Origin of the sequence: Pseudarthrobacter sp. C4D7 (assembly GCF_013359725.1) — a bacterium.
Taxonomy (GTDB): Bacteria; Actinomycetota; Actinomycetes; order Actinomycetales; family Micrococcaceae; genus Arthrobacter.
In genome coordinates this window covers 185,485-202,931 of the sequence record NZ_JABFMW010000001.1, presented here as the reverse complement: position 1 = coordinate 202,931, position 17,447 = coordinate 185,485, and the positions used below count along the sequence as shown (strand labels likewise).

The 17,447-nt window shown below is 67.4% G+C and carries 19 protein-coding genes; 11 read left to right on the top strand and 8 right to left on the bottom strand.

The window, feature by feature from the left end; translation table 11 throughout:
- Positions 1-18: 18 nt before the first annotated feature.
- Complete coding sequence (locus HNO81_RS00960; protein ID WP_175316290.1) at positions 19-786, bottom strand: permease; 768 nt, start codon at positions 784-786, stop codon at positions 19-21.
- A 340-nt stretch (positions 787-1,126) separates the two neighbouring features.
- On the opposite strand from HNO81_RS00960, the gene HNO81_RS00955 reads away from it, so the two are divergent.
- From HNO81_RS00955 to asd, 11 genes are all read left to right on the top strand, one after another.
- Positions 1,127-1,825 carry a response regulator transcription factor gene (locus HNO81_RS00955; RefSeq protein ID WP_159631339.1) on the top strand — a complete coding sequence of 233 codons (699 nt, stop codon included), beginning with the start codon at positions 1,127-1,129 and terminating at the stop codon, positions 1,823-1,825.
- A 32-nt stretch (positions 1,826-1,857) separates the two neighbouring features.
- Positions 1,858-2,826, top strand: coding sequence for a mycothiol synthase (gene mshD / locus HNO81_RS00950; protein ID WP_175316289.1), 969 nt, complete (start codon positions 1,858-1,860; stop codon positions 2,824-2,826).
- 131 nt (positions 2,827-2,957) lie between these two features.
- Complete coding sequence (locus HNO81_RS00945) at positions 2,958-5,204, top strand: RNA degradosome polyphosphate kinase (protein ID WP_175316288.1); 2,247 nt, start codon at positions 2,958-2,960, stop codon at positions 5,202-5,204.
- 11 nt (positions 5,205-5,215) lie between these two features.
- Complete coding sequence (locus HNO81_RS00940) at positions 5,216-6,184, top strand: NUDIX hydrolase (protein WP_175316287.1); 969 nt, start codon at positions 5,216-5,218, stop codon at positions 6,182-6,184.
- Positions 6,185-6,263: 79 nt separating this feature from the next.
- On the top strand, positions 6,264-7,922 hold the full coding sequence (locus tag HNO81_RS00935; RefSeq protein ID WP_175316286.1) for a hypothetical protein: 1,659 nt from the start codon (positions 6,264-6,266) through the stop codon (positions 7,920-7,922).
- A gap of 2 nt (positions 7,923-7,924) precedes the next feature.
- The gene (locus tag HNO81_RS00930; protein WP_175316285.1) at positions 7,925-8,422 is read left to right on the top strand and encodes a DUF1648 domain-containing protein; all 498 of its coding nucleotides are present in this window, start codon (positions 7,925-7,927) and stop codon (positions 8,420-8,422) included.
- A gap of 9 nt (positions 8,423-8,431) precedes the next feature.
- Complete coding sequence (locus HNO81_RS00925; RefSeq protein WP_175316284.1) at positions 8,432-9,235, top strand: thymidylate synthase; 804 nt, start codon at positions 8,432-8,434, stop codon at positions 9,233-9,235.
- Positions 9,232-9,816, top strand: a complete 585-nt coding sequence (locus HNO81_RS00920) for a dihydrofolate reductase (RefSeq protein WP_175316283.1) — start codon at positions 9,232-9,234, stop codon at positions 9,814-9,816. Before HNO81_RS00925 ends, HNO81_RS00920 begins: the two co-directional genes overlap by 4 nt.
- A 4-nt stretch (positions 9,817-9,820) precedes the next feature.
- Entirely contained in the window at positions 9,821-10,045 is a 225-nt protein-coding gene (locus HNO81_RS00915; protein ID WP_175316282.1) for an NF038396 family protein, read from the top strand.
- 53 nt (positions 10,046-10,098) lie between these two features.
- A complete protein-coding gene (locus HNO81_RS00910; RefSeq protein WP_175316281.1) occupies positions 10,099-10,557 on the top strand; it encodes a hypothetical protein in 459 nt (152 codons plus the stop codon).
- Between the two features lie 104 nt (positions 10,558-10,661).
- Positions 10,662-11,792 carry an aspartate-semialdehyde dehydrogenase gene (gene asd / locus HNO81_RS00905; protein ID WP_175316280.1) on the top strand — a complete coding sequence of 377 codons (1,131 nt, stop codon included), beginning with the start codon at positions 10,662-10,664 and terminating at the stop codon, positions 11,790-11,792.
- Between the two features lie 12 nt (positions 11,793-11,804).
- On the opposite strand, the gene HNO81_RS00900 is transcribed toward asd, so the two are convergent.
- From HNO81_RS00900 to HNO81_RS00870, 7 genes are all read right to left on the bottom strand, one after another.
- Complete coding sequence (locus tag HNO81_RS00900; protein WP_175316279.1) at positions 11,805-12,581, bottom strand: hypothetical protein; 777 nt, start codon at positions 12,579-12,581, stop codon at positions 11,805-11,807.
- Positions 12,566-12,769, bottom strand: coding sequence for a type IV toxin-antitoxin system AbiEi family antitoxin domain-containing protein (locus HNO81_RS20340; protein WP_175316278.1), 204 nt, complete (start codon positions 12,767-12,769; stop codon positions 12,566-12,568). The genes HNO81_RS00900 and HNO81_RS20340 overlap by 16 nt, the downstream gene beginning before the upstream one ends.
- Before the next feature lie 151 nt (positions 12,770-12,920).
- On the bottom strand, positions 12,921-14,024 hold the full coding sequence (locus HNO81_RS00890; RefSeq protein ID WP_175316277.1) for a winged helix DNA-binding domain-containing protein: 1,104 nt from the start codon (positions 14,022-14,024) through the stop codon (positions 12,921-12,923).
- Between the two features lie 39 nt (positions 14,025-14,063).
- Complete coding sequence (locus HNO81_RS00885; RefSeq protein WP_175316276.1) at positions 14,064-15,131, bottom strand: UDP-N-acetylmuramate dehydrogenase; 1,068 nt, start codon at positions 15,129-15,131, stop codon at positions 14,064-14,066.
- A 49-nt stretch (positions 15,132-15,180) separates the two neighbouring features.
- Positions 15,181-16,461, bottom strand: a complete 1,281-nt coding sequence (locus tag HNO81_RS00880) for a sugar MFS transporter (RefSeq protein ID WP_371818135.1) — start codon at positions 16,459-16,461, stop codon at positions 15,181-15,183.
- 10 nt (positions 16,462-16,471) lie between these two features.
- Positions 16,472-16,909, bottom strand: a complete 438-nt coding sequence (locus HNO81_RS00875; protein WP_175316275.1) for a MaoC family dehydratase — start codon at positions 16,907-16,909, stop codon at positions 16,472-16,474.
- 2 nt (positions 16,910-16,911) lie between these two features.
- Positions 16,912-17,373, bottom strand: coding sequence for a MaoC family dehydratase N-terminal domain-containing protein (locus tag HNO81_RS00870; protein WP_175316274.1), 462 nt, complete (start codon positions 17,371-17,373; stop codon positions 16,912-16,914).
- Between the last annotated feature and the right edge of the window lie 74 nt (positions 17,374-17,447).

Here is a 17,447-nt window from a genome sequence, read left to right as displayed (position 1 = left end):
TGGTGCCATCCTAACCCGTTAGTAGATGAGTAGTTTGTCTATGAAGTAAGCGAGGGATCCGACCGCCGAGACAGGGGCAAGGCCCATGCCCAGCGCGGCCGGGATGTTCAGCGGAGCGCCGCGGAGCGTGGCCAGCCGCCGGAAGCTCGCCAGGACTGCGCCGACAACCACGCCGAAGACGGCGGCCGGCAGGACGGCGATGTCCGACAGGACCAGCCCGGCAAGCGGTCCGGCCAGGCCGGCGAGCACCACTCCGAGTGGGGCCACGATGCTGTCCGGCCAGCGGATAAGTCCGGCCAGCAGGGCCACTGCGGCGCTGATCGCCGCCACCAGGAGCATCTCGCGGACCCCGTTGAACCTGGAGCCGGCAATCCAGCCGGCGCCCAGGCAGGACAGCAGGACCCCGGCGCAGCACCCGAGCGTGGACTCCAGCCGCTGCGCCTGCCCGGTGCCCCGGATCAGCTGCACCACGAAAACTGCCATCATTCCCAAGGCGACGAAAGCCGGCGTCCAGTCCAGGTACCCGGGGGCCGGCGCCAGGCCGGCGGCCACGGCGGCCGCTGCGCCAGGCAACGCAATGACGGCGGCGAGGGTCTTCTTGGCGGGAATCCGAAGGAAATGCGGCCACCCGATACCCACCGCGGCGGCGATCAGGACGCCCACCACCACGAGCGCTTCCGGCGAGGCGTAGACCCCTGCGATGATGGCGACGAGGCCGGCAATCCCGACGACGCCGACGGTCCAGGAGCCAAGCGAACGCACTGGCGCCTGCAGTTCCGGCGTCATGCGGGGCCCGGCCTGTGCTTCGTCGGTGCACTCACTGCGCTGTTTTCCCATCCTGGCGATCGGCCGGAAGGCTGGTCAGCCCCCTCACGGCAGGGCAGGTGCGCCCTGGTCCAATCCTGCCTTATGTGAACTGGATATGTCGCAAAACGTGCCTTCCACCGCCCCGAATCTGTGGCTGGACGGGGCCTCACAGGTATACTCAAGGTTCAGCTACGCTCCCTGCTGGGGTGGCTGTCCGGCGGCTCGCTGACGGACCAAAACCTTCCGCAGGAAGCCAGTACCGGCCGGTGAGAATCCGGTTCAGTCGCCCAACGATGCGCGGACGGCCCTTGGAGGAACAATGTCGCACATCCTGTTACTGACCAACAGCACCGGTTCTTCGGTGGACATCCTGCCTGCCCTGGAGCTGCTGAACCACAGGGTCCATATCCTCCCTGCCGAGCCGACGGCCCTCCTTGAAACAGACCCGTGCGACATTGTCCTGCTCGATGCCCGCAAGGACCTGGTGGGCGCCCGCTCCCTCACCCAGCTCCTGAAGGCCACGGGCCTCAGCGCGCCGCTGGTCCTGATCCTTACCGAAGGTGGCATGGCGGCGGTGTCCTCGGCCTGGGCCGTTGACGACATCGTCCTGGACTCCGCCGGGCCCGCCGAGGTGGAAGCCCGCATCCGGCTCTCCGTCGCCCGGGCGGTACCCGAACAGGAAGACACCCCCAGTGAAATCCGCGCCGCCGGCGTGGTGATCGATGAGGCAAGCTACACGGCCCGGGTCAACGGGGCGCCGTTGAACCTGACCTTCAAGGAGTTTGAACTCCTGAAGTACCTGGCGCAGCACCCCGGCCGCGTTTTCACCCGGCAGCAGCTGCTGACCGAAGTGTGGGGCTATGACTACTACGGCGGCACGCGCACCGTGGACGTGCACGTCCGGCGGCTGCGGGCCAAGCTCGGCGCGGACCACGAGAACCTGATCAGCACGGTCAGGAACGTGGGCTACCGCCTCACCCTGGTCCGCCAGCAGGAAGATGAACTCACCGAGGCCTGACCTGGACCGCCGACGGCGTATAGCCTTGGCTCATGACTCCAGCGCATCCGCAGAAGTGGCCCGTCCATGCCGTCCGGGGCGGGGTGGACCAGCAGCTGCTGAAAGACTGCCGCGACCTCCTTGCGGCGGCTGAGGAATCGGACGGCAATCCTTCAATATCCGAACAGACCCTGGTGACCATGCGGGCCGGGGACTCCGCGGAACATACGCTGCTGACCCTGGCCCTTTACGCGCCGGATGAGGACTCCGATCCGGCGACGGGACAGGACCTGGCCGGATTCGCCGTCGTGGTTGAAGAGCCGGACGGAAACGGCATCCTGGAAATCGCCGTGCACCCCTCCTACCGCAACCAGGGCGTGGCGGACCGGCTGGTGGGGGCGCTGAAGGAGGCCAGGGGCTTCGCCGGCCTCAAGGCGTGGTCCCACGGCAACCACGAGGCCGCGGCCGATCTTGCCGCCCGCTATGGATACGCGCCGGTGCGCGAACTGTGGAAGATGCGGATGACGACGACGGGCGTGGACCTGCCCGACGCCGCCCTCCCGGAGGGCGTGGCCATCCGTTCCTTCGTCCCCGGCCAGGATGAGGACGCCTGGCTGGCCGCCAACCGCGCCGCCTTCGCCCACCACCCCGAGCAGGGGGGCCTCACCAGGGCCGACCTCGACGCGCGCATGGCGGAAGACTGGTTCGACTCCTCTGGTTTCCTCCTGGCCGAGGGCCGGGACGGACGGCTGCTGGGTTACCACTGGACCAAGGTCCACCCCCGGCACGGCGAACACCCCGCGATCGGCGAGGTGTACGTGGTGGGAGTGACGCCGGAGGCCCAGGGCATGGGCCTGGGCAAAGCGTTGACCATAGCCGGCATCAAATACCTCCGCGACTCCGGTTTAAAGGCCGTCATGCTTTACGTGGATGCGGACAACACGGCGGCGGTGGCGCTGTACCGCCGGCTCGGCTTTACGCGGTGGGACATGGACGTCATGTACGGCCCGGCCGGCGGGTAGGCAGGGTGCGCGGAACAATGGCTGGCACGGCGTAAAACAACGGCCGTCGGGCCGGTCAATGCTTGTAAGGTTGACATGGAGCCGCGCAGTGCGCAGGCGCCGGCACTGAAGCGCCAGCCAAAGGAGAAGCCATGAACCCGGAACCGTCCGGAACAGCCACGTCCCAGGATGTTGCGGTGCCCCGGGCCCGCTTCGGCTCCTCCGAGGTACCGGCATCCAGGGCCACACAGGACCGCATCGACATTCCCGAATTCGCCCCGAACCTGCAGCCCGAAGGCGACATCCGGCCGGACCGGTTCCTGGACCGTGAGCTGAGCTGGCTTGCGTTCAATTCCCGGGTGCTGGAGCTGGCCGAAGACCCCACCCTCCACCTGCTGGAACGGGTCAGCTTCCTGTCCATCTTCGCTTCCAACCTTGACGAATTCTTCATGGTCCGCGTGGCCGGCCTCAAGCGGCGCATCGCCACCGGCCTGGCCGTCCCCTCCCCCGCCGGCCTCAGCCCCGTCGAGGTGCTGGAACGGATCAGCGAGGAAGCCCACCGGCTCCAGCAGCGGCATGCGCAGGTTTTCGCCGAGCAGATCCGGCCCGCGCTGGCCTATGAGCACATTCACGTCATGCAGTGGGGCGAACTGGACGACGCCGCCCAGCAGCAGCTCAGCGTCATGTTCGCGGAAAAGGTCTTCCCCATCCTGACCCCGCTCGCCGTGGATCCGGCGCACCCGTTCCCCTACATTTCGGGCCTGTCCCTGAACCTCGCCGTGGTGGTCCGGAACCCGGTCAGCGACAAGGAACTTTTCGCGCGCGTCAAGGTGCCGGACCAGCTCCCGCGCCTGATCTCCATTGACGGTCCCCGCGCCGGCGCGGTGCCGGGCCGGGTGGCACGGTTCATCGCCCTTGAGGAAGTCATCGCCGTCCACCTGGACAAGCTCTTCCCCGGCATGGAGGTCCTGGAACACCACACCTTCCGCGTCACCCGCAACGAGGACGTGGAGGTGGAGGAGGACGACGCCGAGAACCTCCTGCAGGCCCTGGAGAAGGAACTCCTCCGCCGCCGGTTCGGGCCGCCCGTCCGGCTGGAGGTCACCAACGACATCAACCCCAACATCCGGGCGCTGCTGATCCGTGAGCTGGGCGTTGAGGAGTCGGAGGTGTACTCGGTACCCGCCCCCCTGGACATGCGGGGTCTCTCCGTCATTGCCGGCATCGACAGGGCGGACCTGCACTACCCCAAGCACGTCCCGCACACCTCCCGGTACCTGAACGAATCCGAAACGTCCAAGGCAGCCAATGTGTTTGCTGCCATGCGGCGCCGGGACATCCTGCTGCACCACCCGTACGATTCGTTCTCCACCTCCGTGCAGGCGTTCCTGGAGCAGGCCGCGGCCGACCCGAAGGTCCAGGCCATCAAGCAGACCCTGTACCGTACCTCCGGCGACTCCCCCATCGTGGATGCCCTGATCGACGCGGCGGAAGCCGGCAAGCAGGTGCTGGCCCTGGTGGAAATCAAGGCCCGGTTCGATGAGCAGGCCAACATTTCCTGGGCCCGCAAACTGGAGCAGGCCGGCGTGCACGTGGTGTACGGAATCGTGGGCCTCAAGACGCACTGCAAGCTGTCCCTGGTGGTCCGGCAGGAAGTGGACGGCCTGCGCCGCTACTGCCACATCGGCACCGGCAACTACCACCCGCGCACGGCCCGCTACTACGAGGACCTGGGCCTGCTGACGGCCGACGACCAGGTGGGACAGGACCTTTCCAAGCTGTTCAACCAGCTTTCCGGCTACGCCCCCAAGTCGACCTTCAAGCGCCTGCTGGTGGCACCGCGCTCCGTGCGCTCCGGCCTCATCGACCGGATCGAAACCGAGATCCGCAATGCCCGCGCCGGCATTCCCGGGCATGTCCAGATCAAGGTGAACTCGATGGTGGACGAAGCCATTATCGATTCCCTGTACCGCGCATCCCAGGCCGGCGTGAAGGTGGACGTGGTGGTCCGCGGCATCTGCTCGCTGCGGCCCGGCGTCCCCGGCCTCAGCGACAACATCACGGTCCGTTCCATCCTGGGCCGGTTCCTGGAGCACTCGCGGGTGTTCGCCTTCGCCAACGGCGGCGACCCGGTGGTGTACATCGGCTCCGCGGACATGATGCACCGCAACCTGGACCGGCGCGTAGAGGCGCTGGTGCAGCTCAGCAGCCCGGACGACGTCACCTATGTACTGGACCTCCTGCGCCGCTACATGGATCCGGACACCTCCAGCTGGCACCTTGACAACGAGGGCCGCTGGACCCGGCATCACCTGTCCGAGGATGGAAAGCCGCTGGAAGACGTCCAGTCCTGGCTGCTGGCGTCCCGGCCGCGGCAACGCAGCCTGAGCCGGCGATAAGGGCCGCCGCGTTGTCGAGCGATGCACTCGTAGCCGACCAGACTGACCACCCGGGGGAACCCGTAGCCGTGACTGCTGCGGGTGCCATCCCGTGGCGTGCCGGCAGGGACGGCCTGGAGGTCCTCCTGATCCACCGGCCCCGCTATGACGACTGGTCATGGCCGAAGGGAAAGCTCGACGCCGGCGAAACAGTTCCCGAATGCGCCGTCCGGGAGGTGTGGGAAGAGATCGGGCTCAAGGCTCCTCTGGGCATCCCGCTGCCGCCCATCCACTACCACGTGGCCTCGGGCCTGAAGGTTGTCCACTACTGGGCAGTCAAGGTCAACGGTGACAGCCTGCTTCCGGACGGCAAGGAAGTGGACAGCGTCATGTGGTGCGCCCCCGAAAAGGCGGCCCGCCTGCTGTCCAACCCGTCCGACGTCGTACCGCTGACCCATCTGCAGGACGCCCATGGGCGCGGGGAGCTGGATACCTGGCCCCTGCTGGTGCTGCGCCACGCCAAAGCCAAGCCGCGCTCGTCCTGGAGCAAGGCCGAGGGTGAGCGGCCGCTGGCGGCCACCGGGTCGCGTCAGGCCCAGGCCGTGGGGCGCCTGCTGCAGGCCTGGAAGCCGATGCGGGTGGTCAGCAGCCCGTGGCTGCGCTGCGTGGCCACCGTGGCTCCGTATGCGCGGGCCACGGGCGCCAAAGTGAAGCTCGCTGAGGGCTTGACCGAGCACAAGCACCAGCGCAGCCCGAAGAAGACCGCCGCCGTCATCGAGTCCCTGGTGGACAAACAGCGGCCCGTGGTGGTCTGCACCCACCGGCCGGCGCTGCCCACGGTCCTCAAGCAGCTGGCCACGCACATGCCGTCACACCTGGCCAAGCTGCTGCCCGCCCACGAGCCGTTCCTTTCCCCGGGCGAAATGGTGGTCTGCCATGTGGCCAACGGCGGGAAGAGGCGGGTCGTGGCCGTGGAGCAATTCAAGCCTTTCGACGACTGAGGGGCTCCACTCCCGCTTGACCCTGGGCCCGCATACCCCTTGACTTGAGGGAACGATGCACAGTTCTGGGGGGGATAACGTGCCGGCTGCCACCACGTTTGCCTTTGATGTTCCACCGTCAGCTGTCCTGTGGCCGCTCCTGCTTATTGGCGGGGTGTACTTCCTTCTTCGTTTCCTGATCCGCCGGGGCCCGGACATGTCCGCCGCAGCGTCCGGGCATGCGTTGTGCACCGGCGTCATCGGATGGATGGCCAGCTCTTTGCTTCCCGCTGCGAATGCGGGCATCCTGCCACTACCCGGGGCATCATCGGGGCCCGTGGACATCGCCCCGGCCCTCGCCTGGCCTGTCCTCGGCTGCCTGGCGGCATATGTGCTGGGGCAGGCAACCTACCCCAGGTCACGCGCCCGGCCGGTGGCGCAGGGCGGAAGGCCGCCCGCGCTCCGGGCGCTGGTGCCGCGTCCCCTCGCCTGGACGGTGGCGGTGATCTTCCTCCTCTCCGCCGCCCAGATCGTGTGGACGTCCACGCTGCCGGGCTTCGAAGCCCGCCCTTACGGTTCGCGTCCGGATGGTGCCGGCGGTTATGCCTCGTTCGGAGGGGAAGGCCGCATTGCCGGCATGGATCTGGCGATGTACCTGGGCGGGGCGTTGTTCGTCCTGGCCGGCGGCACCCTCGCCGTGCTGATGCTGACCAGCCGCCGGGCGCCGGTAAAGGGACTGGCGCCCGGACAGGACAGACTCCTGCGGGCCATCATCACAAACCGCCTGCTCCGAACGGTGGCGACACTTGCCTCCGGGCTGGCGGCCATCGCAGGGAATCACGCAGTCCGCCCCGATCCGGCCGTTGGCCCCGCGAACTGGTTCAACCCGGCCGGGGCATTGAACCTGGCGGTGCTGCTGCTGATGCTGCTGTGGGCACCGCCCAGCCTCTCCGGAGGGCCCGCATCCCGCCGGGGCGCCGGCGCGCAGGCCCAGCCCGCCACCAGGTTGTCGGTGTCCATCGGTGCCGCGATGGGGCTGGCAGCGTTCGTGCCCGTACCCGCGGCAATCTTCGTCCCGGGAACCGTCACGGGGCCTCCCGCCCTTTTCGCAGCTGTTTCCGCCGGCGCCATCCTGGCCGTTGTGTCGCTCGGCGAAGTGCTGGTGCACCGGAATTACGGGACCCCGGACGAGCCCCTGCACTGGCCCCGCCAACCGGTCTCATCCGCCCTGGCCTGCACCCTGGTTGCCGCTGCGACCGTTCTCCTGGCTGTCCTGTTCCTTGTTGCCGGGCGGCAGGTTGAACTGGGCGCACAGCAGTCCTGGCCGGTGACGGCGTGGAGCAGCGCCGCGGTTGTGGTCGCGTCCGGGGTTCCCCTGGTGCTTGCCCGCCGTCGTAACAGCGTCCCTGGGCCGGTCCCGGGACTGGATGCCGCACTACGTGCCATCACAGTGCACCGTGTGGTGCGGACGCAGGCCGCGTTCCTGGCAGGCCAGGCCGGGGTCCTTCTGATGAGCGCCGGACCAAAGCTGCACCGGGCGTCGCCTCTTGGTCCGGAACGGTGGGATGCCTTCTGGCAGGCTGCTCCCGCCGTCGGGGCTCTCCTGGCCGCTGCCGCCGTGGGGATCGCGGTTATCCCTGTCCAGGGCGCTGCCCGGCCCTTCCCGCGGACGCCCGGGCTCCCGCAGCCCCCGGCGCTCTCCCCCAAAACCCGCCAGGACGACACCAGCCAGCACGACACCCGCCAGGCAGGCCGCTGACCATGGGCCGGAACGTCACGAACCGGAAAGCCGCCGGCTGGTTTGCCGCTTCAATGCTGGCGCTGCTGCTTACTGCCGCGAGCGGGGCGGTGCTCTATCCCGGGATGCCTGACCCTGTACCCGTGCACTGGGACGGCAGCGGATCGCCCGACCGCTTTGCTCCGAAGACAGCGTGGACGGTGTTCGCGCCCCTCCTCACCGGCCTTGGCTGCGTGGCTTTCCTGTGGCTGCTTCACCGGTTCCTCCCTGCACTGTCGAGGTCACTCGGGACTGCGGCTGGTCAGGACATCGGTGCGGGGCAAGATGTTGTTGCCCAGCTTGCCCCGGCGGTGGCCGCCCTCATCGGCTGGCTCAGCATCCGCGGGTGGTTGGGATGGGAGGGACCCGCCACCATCTGGATCCCCACGGTGCTGTTCATGTTCATGGGCATCGGCCTGGTCTTCCGCGCGGTCTCCGCCGCCGCCGCGCTGCCGCCGCACCCGGGGCCGCGCTCAAAGTAGACTTGAAGGGTGAGCATCCCAACGCCTTATGAAGACCTCCTGCGCGATGTCCTGGCCACCGGCACCCATAAATCGGACCGTACGGGCACCGGAACCACCAGCGTTTTCGGGCGCCAGATCCGCTTTGACCTCTCGAAAAGCTTCCCGTTGATCACCACGAAGCGGGTCCACTTCAAGTCCGTGGCCGTGGAGCTCCTGTGGTTCCTGCGCGGCGAGACCAACATCAAGTGGATGACGGACCAGGGCGTCACCATCTGGAATGAGTGGGCGGATGAGGACGGCGACCTGGGCCCGGTCTACGGCGTGCAGTGGCGCAGCTGGCCCACCCCGGACGGCGGGCACATCGACCAGATCGCCGAGCTGATCGAGAACCTGAAGTCGAACCCTGACTCCCGCCGGCACATCGTCTCCGCGTGGAACGTTTCGGAGCTCAATGACATGGCGCTCCCGCCGTGCCACGCGTTCTTCCAGTTCTACGTGGCCAACGGCAAACTCTCCTGCCAGCTCTACCAGCGCTCCGCGGACATGTTCCTGGGCGTCCCCTTCAACATCGCCTCCTACGCATTGCTCACCTGCATGGTCGCGCAGCAGGTGGGCCTTGAGCCCGGCGAATTCGTATGGACCGGCGGGGACGTGCATATCTACGAGAACCACATGGACCAGGTCCTCAAGCAGCTGGAACGTGAGCCCTACGAGTACCCGCAGCTGAAGATCACCCGCAAGCCGGCCTCGATTTTCGACTACACGCTGGAAGACTTCGACGTGGTGGGGTACCAGCACCACCCCACCATTAAGGCACCGATCGCCGTATGAGCATCGAGAACTTCACCGATCCCCAGTCCTTCACGGAGGAACTGGCCGCCTCGATCACCGGTGTGGGCCTGGTCTGGGCGCAGACGTCCGACGGCGTCATCGGCAAGGACGGGGACATGCCCTGGAACCTGCCCGAGGACCTCAAGCACTTCACCCGGCTCACCACCGGGCACCCGGTCATCATGGGCCGCAAGACCTGGTTGTCGTTCCCGGACAAGTACCGCCCCCTGCCCGGACGCACCAACATCGTCATCACCCGGCAGGAAAGCTGGGCCGGAACGCCCGAGGCGGAAGGCGCCGTCGTGGTTCCCTCCCTGGATGACGCGCTCCTGGAGTCGCAGTTCGTCGACGGCGGCGAAACAGTCTGGATCCTGGGCGGCGGCGACGTGTTCCGCCAGTCCACCGACCTCGCCAACGTTGCGGTGGTCACCACCATCGATGTGAAGGCCGACGGCGACACGTTCGCCCCGGAGCTCGGCGCCAGTTGGGAGGCCACCGCCGCCGTCCCGCCGGACGGCTGGCTGACGGCCGCCAACGGCACACGCTACCGATTCACCAAATGGTCACGGACCGAGGGCTAGGAACATGCTGAAAAAACCGGAAACCCTGTTCGTCCTGGGCTACATGCTGCTGCCGCTGCTGGCGCTGCTGTCCGCAATCGTGGGCCTGACCATGATCCTGGGCGGCAACAAGATCGCCGGTGCCATCGTGTTGGTTGTCGTCACCCAGGTGTTCACCTTCGGGGCGTTCTTTGCCCTCCGCGCGCGGAAGGCCGCCGTACTGGAGCAGTCGGACTCCAGCCGCCCGTGAACGAAAAGCGTAGGTCACTGACGGCAATGAATCCTGCCGTACAGAAGCTACTTGTGGACCGACCGTACTTCTACGCAACCGCCATGGGACCCACGGTCTACGCCTACACAAAGGACGAATGGGGAATCGGTGGTTCCCAGCCGTCGGGAAATTACTCAGTCCACACGGCTACCGGGCTTGTTGTGGTGACAGCCCTCATGACCATTCCGGCTTTTGGCGCACCCGTGATGCTCATCATTGCCCTGGCCACCCTGAATATCGTTGTGGCCGTTTTCGGACTGCTGGGCACTGTCCTTTTCACTGGAGGCTGGCTCCTGGGAATCCGCAGCCTTCGCCGGGAGATGCGGGCCGCCGGGCTGCGCCGGCTGAACGGGCTGCCGAAACCGCGGTTTGCCCTTACCGATGACCAGGCACGCGCCTGGTTCGAATCAAACCCGTCGCCCATAGCCATCACCCGCGAAAATTTCCCCGACAGCACCCAGCCGTTTCCCGGGGACGCACCGTCTACCTAGCCGCCGCTGACGGCACCGGTGCGTGCCGGCGTCGGACGTCAGACCCAACTGCGGCGTGACGTAACCGACTGCGCCCTTCCGGACGCGAAGTCTAAACTGGACCAATGACTACAGCAGCTACCCCTTCCGTCGGCCTGGTCGGATGGCGCGGCATGGTCGGTTCCGTCCTCATGCAGCGCATGCAGGACGAGGGCGACTTCGCCAACATCAACCCGGTGTTCTTCTCCACCTCCAACGCGGGAGGTGCCGCGCCGTCCTTCGCTGACGGCGCCGGCAAACTCGAGAACGCGTTCGACCTCGACACCCTGGCGAAGCTGCCCATTATTGTCACCGCCCAGGGCGGCGACTACACCAAGCAGGTCCACGGAGAGCTGCGCAGCCGCGGCTGGGACGGCCTCTGGATCGATGCCGCCTCCACCCTGCGCATGAACGACGACTCGATCATCGTGCTGGACCCCATTAACCGCGATGTCATCGACAAGGGCCTGGTCAACGGCACCAAGGACTTCATCGGCGGCAACTGCACCGTCTCCTGCATGCTCATGGGCCTCGGCGGCCTGTTCAAGAACGGGCTGGTCGAGTGGGGTACCTCTATGACCTACCAGGCAGCCTCCGGCGGCGGCGCCCGGCACATGCGCGAGCTGCTCAGCCAGTTCGGCACGCTCAACGCCGAGGTCAGCACGGAACTGGACGACCCGGCGTCGGCCATCCTGGATATTGACCGCAAGGTCCTGGCCCACCAGCGCACCGACATCGACGTCACCCAGTTCGGCGTGCCCCTGGCCGGCTCCCTGATCCCCTGGATCGACGCGGACCTGGGCAACGGGCAGTCCAAGGAAGAGTGGAAGGCCGGGGTGGAGACCAACAAGATCCTGGGCACCTCCGCGGAAAACCACGTGATCATGGACGGCCTCTGCGTCCGCATCGGCGCCATGCGCTCCCACTCCCAGGCCCTGACGCTGAAGCTCCGCGAGGACCTGTCCGTGGCCGAGATCGAGAAGCTGCTGGACGAGGACAACCAGTGGGCCAAGGTGGTTCCCAACACCAAGGAAGCCTCCATGGCCGACCTGACCCCGGTGGCCGCTTCCGGCACCCTGGACATCCCGGTGGGCCGCATCCGCAAGATGGAAATGGGCCCGCAGTACATCAGCGCCTTCACCGTGGGCGACCAGCTCCTCTGGGGCGCAGCCGAGCCGCTGCGCCGCATGCTCAACATCGCCACCGGCAACCTGTAACGCTTAGCTGCCTCACGAGCGGCCCCGCCCCACATAACCGTTGCTGCCCTGCACCGGTTGTGCGGGGCAGGGCCGCTTTTGCATTCCGGCGTGCCGCGAGAGAAATGCGTACAGCCGCTGCCGCAACTCGCCCGGCCGGTCCAGCTGCTTCCAGTTGATGCGGAAGACCGCCCAACCAAGCTCCTGCAGCGCGTTCTCCCGGCGCCGTTCCGCGAGCAGCACATCGGCCGTTGCCTTGTACTCCGTGTACTTGGCAATGCCGTCGAACTCGATGATCACCAAGGCATTTGGATCCGCAAAGTCAGCCCGGAATAGACCCTCGGAGGTGGGGATCACCACCTCCGGTTCGAACCCGCGCAGACCAAAAGACTGCAGCAGCAGCCTGGTCCGGGTCTCACCCGGAGACTCTGACCGCGCATCCAGGACCTCCAGTACGGCCAGCGCGCGCCTGCCGCCGCGGACCACTGGGCTGTCGTTCAGCAGCTGCCGCATGGCCTCGAGGGATGCACCTTTGCGAAGCGCGTGGTCACCGATCACTGCGGCCTTGTCCAAGGGCAGGATACGTGCGCAGTCCACCACGGTTCGTTCGGGACTGGTGGCCAGGATTTCCCGCCCGTCAGGCGTCCACAGTGAAGCCATGTCGGCATCTGTGAGGGGAAGCTTGTGGGTCCGGACATCCTTTCCCGCGCTGGCCGTTGAATTGGAGTACTGGGTTGTCACATGCACCGCGGAGCCTCCGTTCCAGACAATAAGACCGTGCAGCAGCGCCGCACTCACATGGCTGTACACGGCGTGAGCGTATTCCAGTAACTGCTCCGGACGTAGGCTCCCCGCCGCAACCGGAATACGGCACCGCTCTGCACGGCTGCAGTCAGCACACGGCTGTCCAGCCCGGCAGCGGCCAAGTCGGACGTGGATGCCACCACTTGCCGGGGCCATCGATGGTCCACCAAGGCCAACGCGGTATCGACTTTCATCACTCGACAGTCGCCGATGGGACCGGGAACCAGAAGCACGGGACGCCGCTATGTGGATGACCCGCGGTACAACCGGCCCTGGCCCGCATAACCGTTGCTGCCCGGCACCGGTTATGCGGGCGAGGGCCGGTTGTACGGGGGCGGAGGCGGCTCAGGTGGCCAGGAACGTCGTGTAGCGCCGGCCCGCCTTGGCCAGGGCAGCCTCTGCCGCCGGGCCAAGCGGCCGGGCTTCGTCGAAGAGTTCGGGGACGACGGCGGCACGCGGCCCCGTGCCCTGCAGCGCCCACGTGCCCACCACCTGTCCCCCGGCCACCACGGTCTTTTTGAAGACACCGTTCCCGCCGGGCACGATCAGGTCGGAATGCTCGGGCGGCAGGACGGGGCTGCGGTCCGTGTAGCCGAGGACAAACTCATCAAAACCGGGCAGCAGGTGGACAGACCGTGCTCCGGGCAGGCCGGCATCCAGAAGCGCCGCAACCTCCGGGGACAGCCAGTAGCTGGTCCCCTCAAACTCCAGCTCCACCAACCCGCGCCGGACATCCTCAAACGCCCTTCGCACTTCGGTCAGCGGCAGCTGCGTCCACCAGGCGAAGTCGCGGAGCGTGGCCGGGCCGTGGCTGTGGAAGTAACGCAGCAGGAACTCCGCCAGGGCCTCCTCCCGCTCCAGTATCCGGGAGGTGGGTATCCAGTCATCAAACGCCGCGATCAGCTGCTGGTTCCCGCTCAGAGGTCCCAGCACCAGCCAGCCGTGGCGGCAGAGCGAACCCAGGAGATGGATCCCGCGCTGGCCCTGGGTTGGCTGGCCTCCGTCGTCGAACACCTTGAACAGGGCGGCGCGGCTGACGGGGCCCTCCGCGGAGATGTGTTCCAGCGCCAGGTCACGGGCTTTCTCCACGTCTGCCCACGTGATCTCCAGCTGCCGGTGCCGCGCTGCAATGCTCCTGGTGAGCCGCTCGGCCGTGAGGTCCAGCATCCAGCGCAGGTCGTCGGCGGCAACCAGATGCAGTGTCCCGCGCATGGGCCAGGAGCGGACCACAGCGCCGGAATCGATGGCGGCACGCACCTGGGAAAGGCCGGCTCCCGGCACGCGGACCCCCACCGCCCACAGTGCCGCCGGAAGGTCCTGCGCCTGCATGGCCGTCATCCACCGGACAAGTTCCGGCGCGGAGGCGGCCTCCATTCCGGCGAGCCGCTGGGACGCCAGCCGGAGCCGGCCGATCGTCCTGGGATCGCGGAGGACGCCTGATGCAGCCATGCGCCCATCCTAGGCCGGGCGGCGGCCTTCCGGGGTCGGCTAGAGCTCGAGGCCGATGAGCAGCGGCTCCGGGTGCAGCGAAATGCCGAAGCGGCGTTCGACGCCGGCCCGCACCTCCCGCGCGACGGCCACCATGTCAGCGGCGCTGGCAGAGCCACGGTTGGTGATTGCCAGGGTGTGCTTGGTGGACAACGAGGCGCGGCCGCCGGCCACGCCGTCCGTTTCCAGGCCGAAGCCCTTCCCGAAGCCGGCCTGGTCGATCAGCCACGCTGCGGAGAGCTTCACCATCCCGTCCTGCCCGGCAGGGTAGCGGGGTGCGTTTTCCGGGAGCTTGTCCGCGACGGCGGCCGGGACAATGGGGTTGGTAAAGAAGGAACCTGTGGAGTAGGTGTCCCGGTCGGCCACGTCCCACACCATGCCCTTGGAGGCACGCAGGCGGAGGACTTCACGGCGGACGTCGTTCGCGTAGGCACGCTGGCCCACGTCCACGCCCAGGGCCCGGGCCAGCTCGGCATACCGGACGGGCGCGCTCATCCGCCCCAGCGGCAGCTGGAACTCAACAGTGAGCACCACGTACCGGGGCGAGCCGTGGACCGTGGTCTGCTTCAAAATGGAGTCCCGGTAGCCGAATTTCAGCTCGGAGTTGGTGAAGGTCTGTACGGCGTTCCGCTCACGGTCCCAGGTACGGACGGCTGCGATGGTCTGGGAGACGTCGGCACCATAGGCACCCACGTTCTGGACCGGCGTGGCACCCGTTGAGCCGGGGATGCCGGACAACGCCTCGATACCGGACCAGGCGTGCAGGACCGCGTGCCCCACCAGCTTGTCCCAGTTGTGGCCGGCCTGCACCACCACCGCCACTCCCCCGCATGAGTCCTCCGCGTTGACCGTGAACCCCTCGGAGGCGATCCTGATGACGGTCCCGGGGAACCCGTCGTCGGACACCAGGAGGTTGGAACCGCCGCTGACGATCAGAACCTGTTCCCCGGCGGCATCCGCCGAGCGGACGGCGTCGATGATCTCAGCCTCGGTGCGGGCCTCGATGTACTTGCCGGCAGGGCCTCCGACGGCGGAGGTGGTCAGGGAGGAAAGAAGCGTGGAAGTCACCTGTCCACGTTACTTGAAGATACTGCGGGGGCGCAGTACAACGCAGTAGCTAGTCGGCCTTCCGGGCCACCGGGGAGAGGACAAAGCTAACCGCGAGCATCACCATGACGGCCAGCAGCGAATGCAGGATGCCCACATGCTCGGCCAGCAGGCCCAGCAGGGGCGGCCCGCACAGGAATGCCCCGTAGCCGATGGTGGACACCACCGAGACCCGGGCCGCGGCCTTGGCGGGGTCGTCGGCCGCGGCCGACATGCCCACCGGGAAGCCCAGGGATGCTCCCATGCCCCACACAGCGAGCCCCACATAGGCAAGCCACGGCACCGGCGCAAAAACAAAGACACCCAGTCCCAGCACGGCCAGGGCGGCGCACCACCGCATGACCGGGACCCTGCCGAACCTGTCCAGCAGCACCGTTCCGGCGAAGCGCCCGATGGTCATGAACGTGACGAACAGACCGTAGCCGGCCGCACCGGCAGCGTCGCTCTGCCCGTGGCCGTCGGCCAGGGCAAGGGCCACCCAATCCCCTGCTGCCCCCTCCGCCAGGGCCAGGCCCAACACCAGCACGCCCAGCAGCAGGGTCCGCCGGTCCCGCCAGGCCTGGGTGATCTTCCGCTTGTTGTCCAGCGGAGCATCGCCTGGGCTGGTCCCGGCAGCAATGACGGGGATGGGACCCGTGCTGGGGTCCTCAAAGGTGTCCGGCGTGTAGCTGCGCTCGCCCGACGCCACCGGGGTGACGTCGGCGCGGAACCAGGACGCCGCCGTCGCGACCGACACCGCCACCACCGTCCCTGCCGCCGCGAGGTGCCAGAGCACCGGCATGCCAATTGCCGCAGCGCCGGCGCCCAGCCCCGCGCCCGCCACCGTTCCCAGGCTGAAGGCGCCATGGAGCCGCGGCATGATGTGGCGGCCTACGGCGCGTTCCACTGCGGCACCCTCAACGTTGGATGCCGTGTTCCAGCTCCCGGTGCCCAGCCCGATGATGGCAAGCCCAATGGCGGTTGCCACCGGGCTTGCCAGCACAGTTGTGCCAAAACCCGCGGTCAGCAAGCCTGCACCCACCATGATGCTGCCGGTCCGGATGGTCCGCTTGGAGCCAAGCCGCAGCACAATCAACCCGGAAGCAGACACGGAGGCAAAGGACCCCAGCGTCATGCACAGCAGGATGACGCCGATGTTGCCAGGGGTGAGGTCCAGTGCATCCCGGATGGCCGGCAGCCTGGACACCCAGGAGGCAAAGGCAAGGCCGCTGGCGCCGTAGGCCACCACGACGGCGTTACGCCAGGCCGTGACCTGGGCGGCGGTCCCGGCGGCCCCGGACGCAGAGGTCAAAGGTCCCAGCTCAGGCAAGCTTGACGACGGCCTGGGCCTTCATCAGGACTTTTTGCCCCGCAGCGACCACGGTGAGGTCGACGCGGGCGGTGCCGGCATCGGCGTCGAGCTTTCCAATGGTTCCCGTGACGTCGATGGTGGCGCCGGGTTCGTCGGTCCCGGTGGTGTCCGTGACCAGGACCGGCTTGGTGAAGCGGGTCTGGAAATCCACGACGGCGGCGGGGTCGCCCGCCCAGTCGGTCACCAACTGGACGGCCGAGCCCATGGTGAACATGCCGTGCGCGATGACGCCGGGCAGTTCCACGCCGGTGGCGAAGGCTTCGTTCCAGTGAATGGGGTTGAAGTCTCCGGAGGCGCCGGCGTACTTGACCAGGTCGGTGCGCGTGACCTCGATGGTGCGGCTGCCGATTTCCTGGCCGGCGCTGAGTTCATTGAAGCTGGGGCTCATGGTTACTGTCCCTCTCCGCGGACCAGGATGGATGACGTGGTGGTGGTGACGGGTTCCCGTGCATCGCCGCTGCCAAGGGCGAAAATCTCCGAGCGGGTGGTGATCATGGCGCCGCCACCCATGGCCCGGACGCCGTCCACATGCAGTTCGGCCACGAGCCGGTCGCCTGCAACGATGGGCCGGTGGTGCGTGAAGCGCTGGTCTGCGTGGACCACGCGGGAGAAGTCGATGCCCGCGTCCGGATCCTCGATCAGCTGGGCGTCGGCTCGCTGGGCGATGATGATGGCGAAGGTGGGCGGCGCCACCAGGTCTGCGTGGCCCAGGGCCTTGGCTGCATCCACGTCGAAATGTGCAGGATGGGTTGCCTTGACGGCCCGGGCGAACTCGCGGATCTTCTCACGGCCGACGTCGTACACCTCTGCGGCAGGGTAGCTGCGGCCCTGCAGGTCCGGATTGATAGTCATGGATTCCAGCCTATCGCTGCCCCGCCCTTTCAAAGAGTCGCACCGCACTGATATGATGGATTCATCATTCCATC

What these genes read in the sequence shown, in the direction of transcription:
- HNO81_RS00955 (WP_159631339.1), top strand. Translation starts at nt 1,127, where the DNA reads ATGTCGCACATCCTGTTACTGACCAACAGCACCGGTTCTTCGGTGGAC.
- HNO81_RS00890 (WP_175316277.1), bottom strand. Translation starts at nt 14,024, where the DNA reads ATGGCTGCATCAGGCGTCCTCCGCGATCCCAGGACGATCGGCCGGCTC.
- HNO81_RS00930 (WP_175316285.1), top strand. Translation starts at nt 7,925, where the DNA reads ATGGGCCGGAACGTCACGAACCGGAAAGCCGCCGGCTGGTTTGCCGCT.
- HNO81_RS00960 (WP_175316290.1), bottom strand. Translation starts at nt 786, where the DNA reads ATGACGCCGGAACTGCAGGCGCCAGTGCGTTCGCTTGGCTCCTGGACC.
- HNO81_RS00945 (WP_175316288.1), top strand. Translation starts at nt 2,958, where the DNA reads ATGAACCCGGAACCGTCCGGAACAGCCACGTCCCAGGATGTTGCGGTG.
- HNO81_RS00875 (WP_175316275.1), bottom strand. Translation starts at nt 16,909, where the DNA reads ATGAGCCCCAGCTTCAATGAACTCAGCGCCGGCCAGGAAATCGGCAGC.
- mshD (WP_175316289.1), top strand. Translation starts at nt 1,858, where the DNA reads ATGACTCCAGCGCATCCGCAGAAGTGGCCCGTCCATGCCGTCCGGGGC.
- HNO81_RS20340 (WP_175316278.1), bottom strand. Translation starts at nt 12,769, where the DNA reads ATGAAAGTCGATACCGCGTTGGCCTTGGTGGACCATCGATGGCCCCGG.
- HNO81_RS00870 (WP_175316274.1), bottom strand. Translation starts at nt 17,373, where the DNA reads ATGACTATCAATCCGGACCTGCAGGGCCGCAGCTACCCTGCCGCAGAG.
- HNO81_RS00920 (WP_175316283.1), top strand. Translation starts at nt 9,232, where the DNA reads ATGAGCATCGAGAACTTCACCGATCCCCAGTCCTTCACGGAGGAACTG.
- asd (WP_175316280.1), top strand. Translation starts at nt 10,662, where the DNA reads ATGACTACAGCAGCTACCCCTTCCGTCGGCCTGGTCGGATGGCGCGGC.
- HNO81_RS00915 (WP_175316282.1), top strand. Translation starts at nt 9,821, where the DNA reads ATGCTGAAAAAACCGGAAACCCTGTTCGTCCTGGGCTACATGCTGCTG.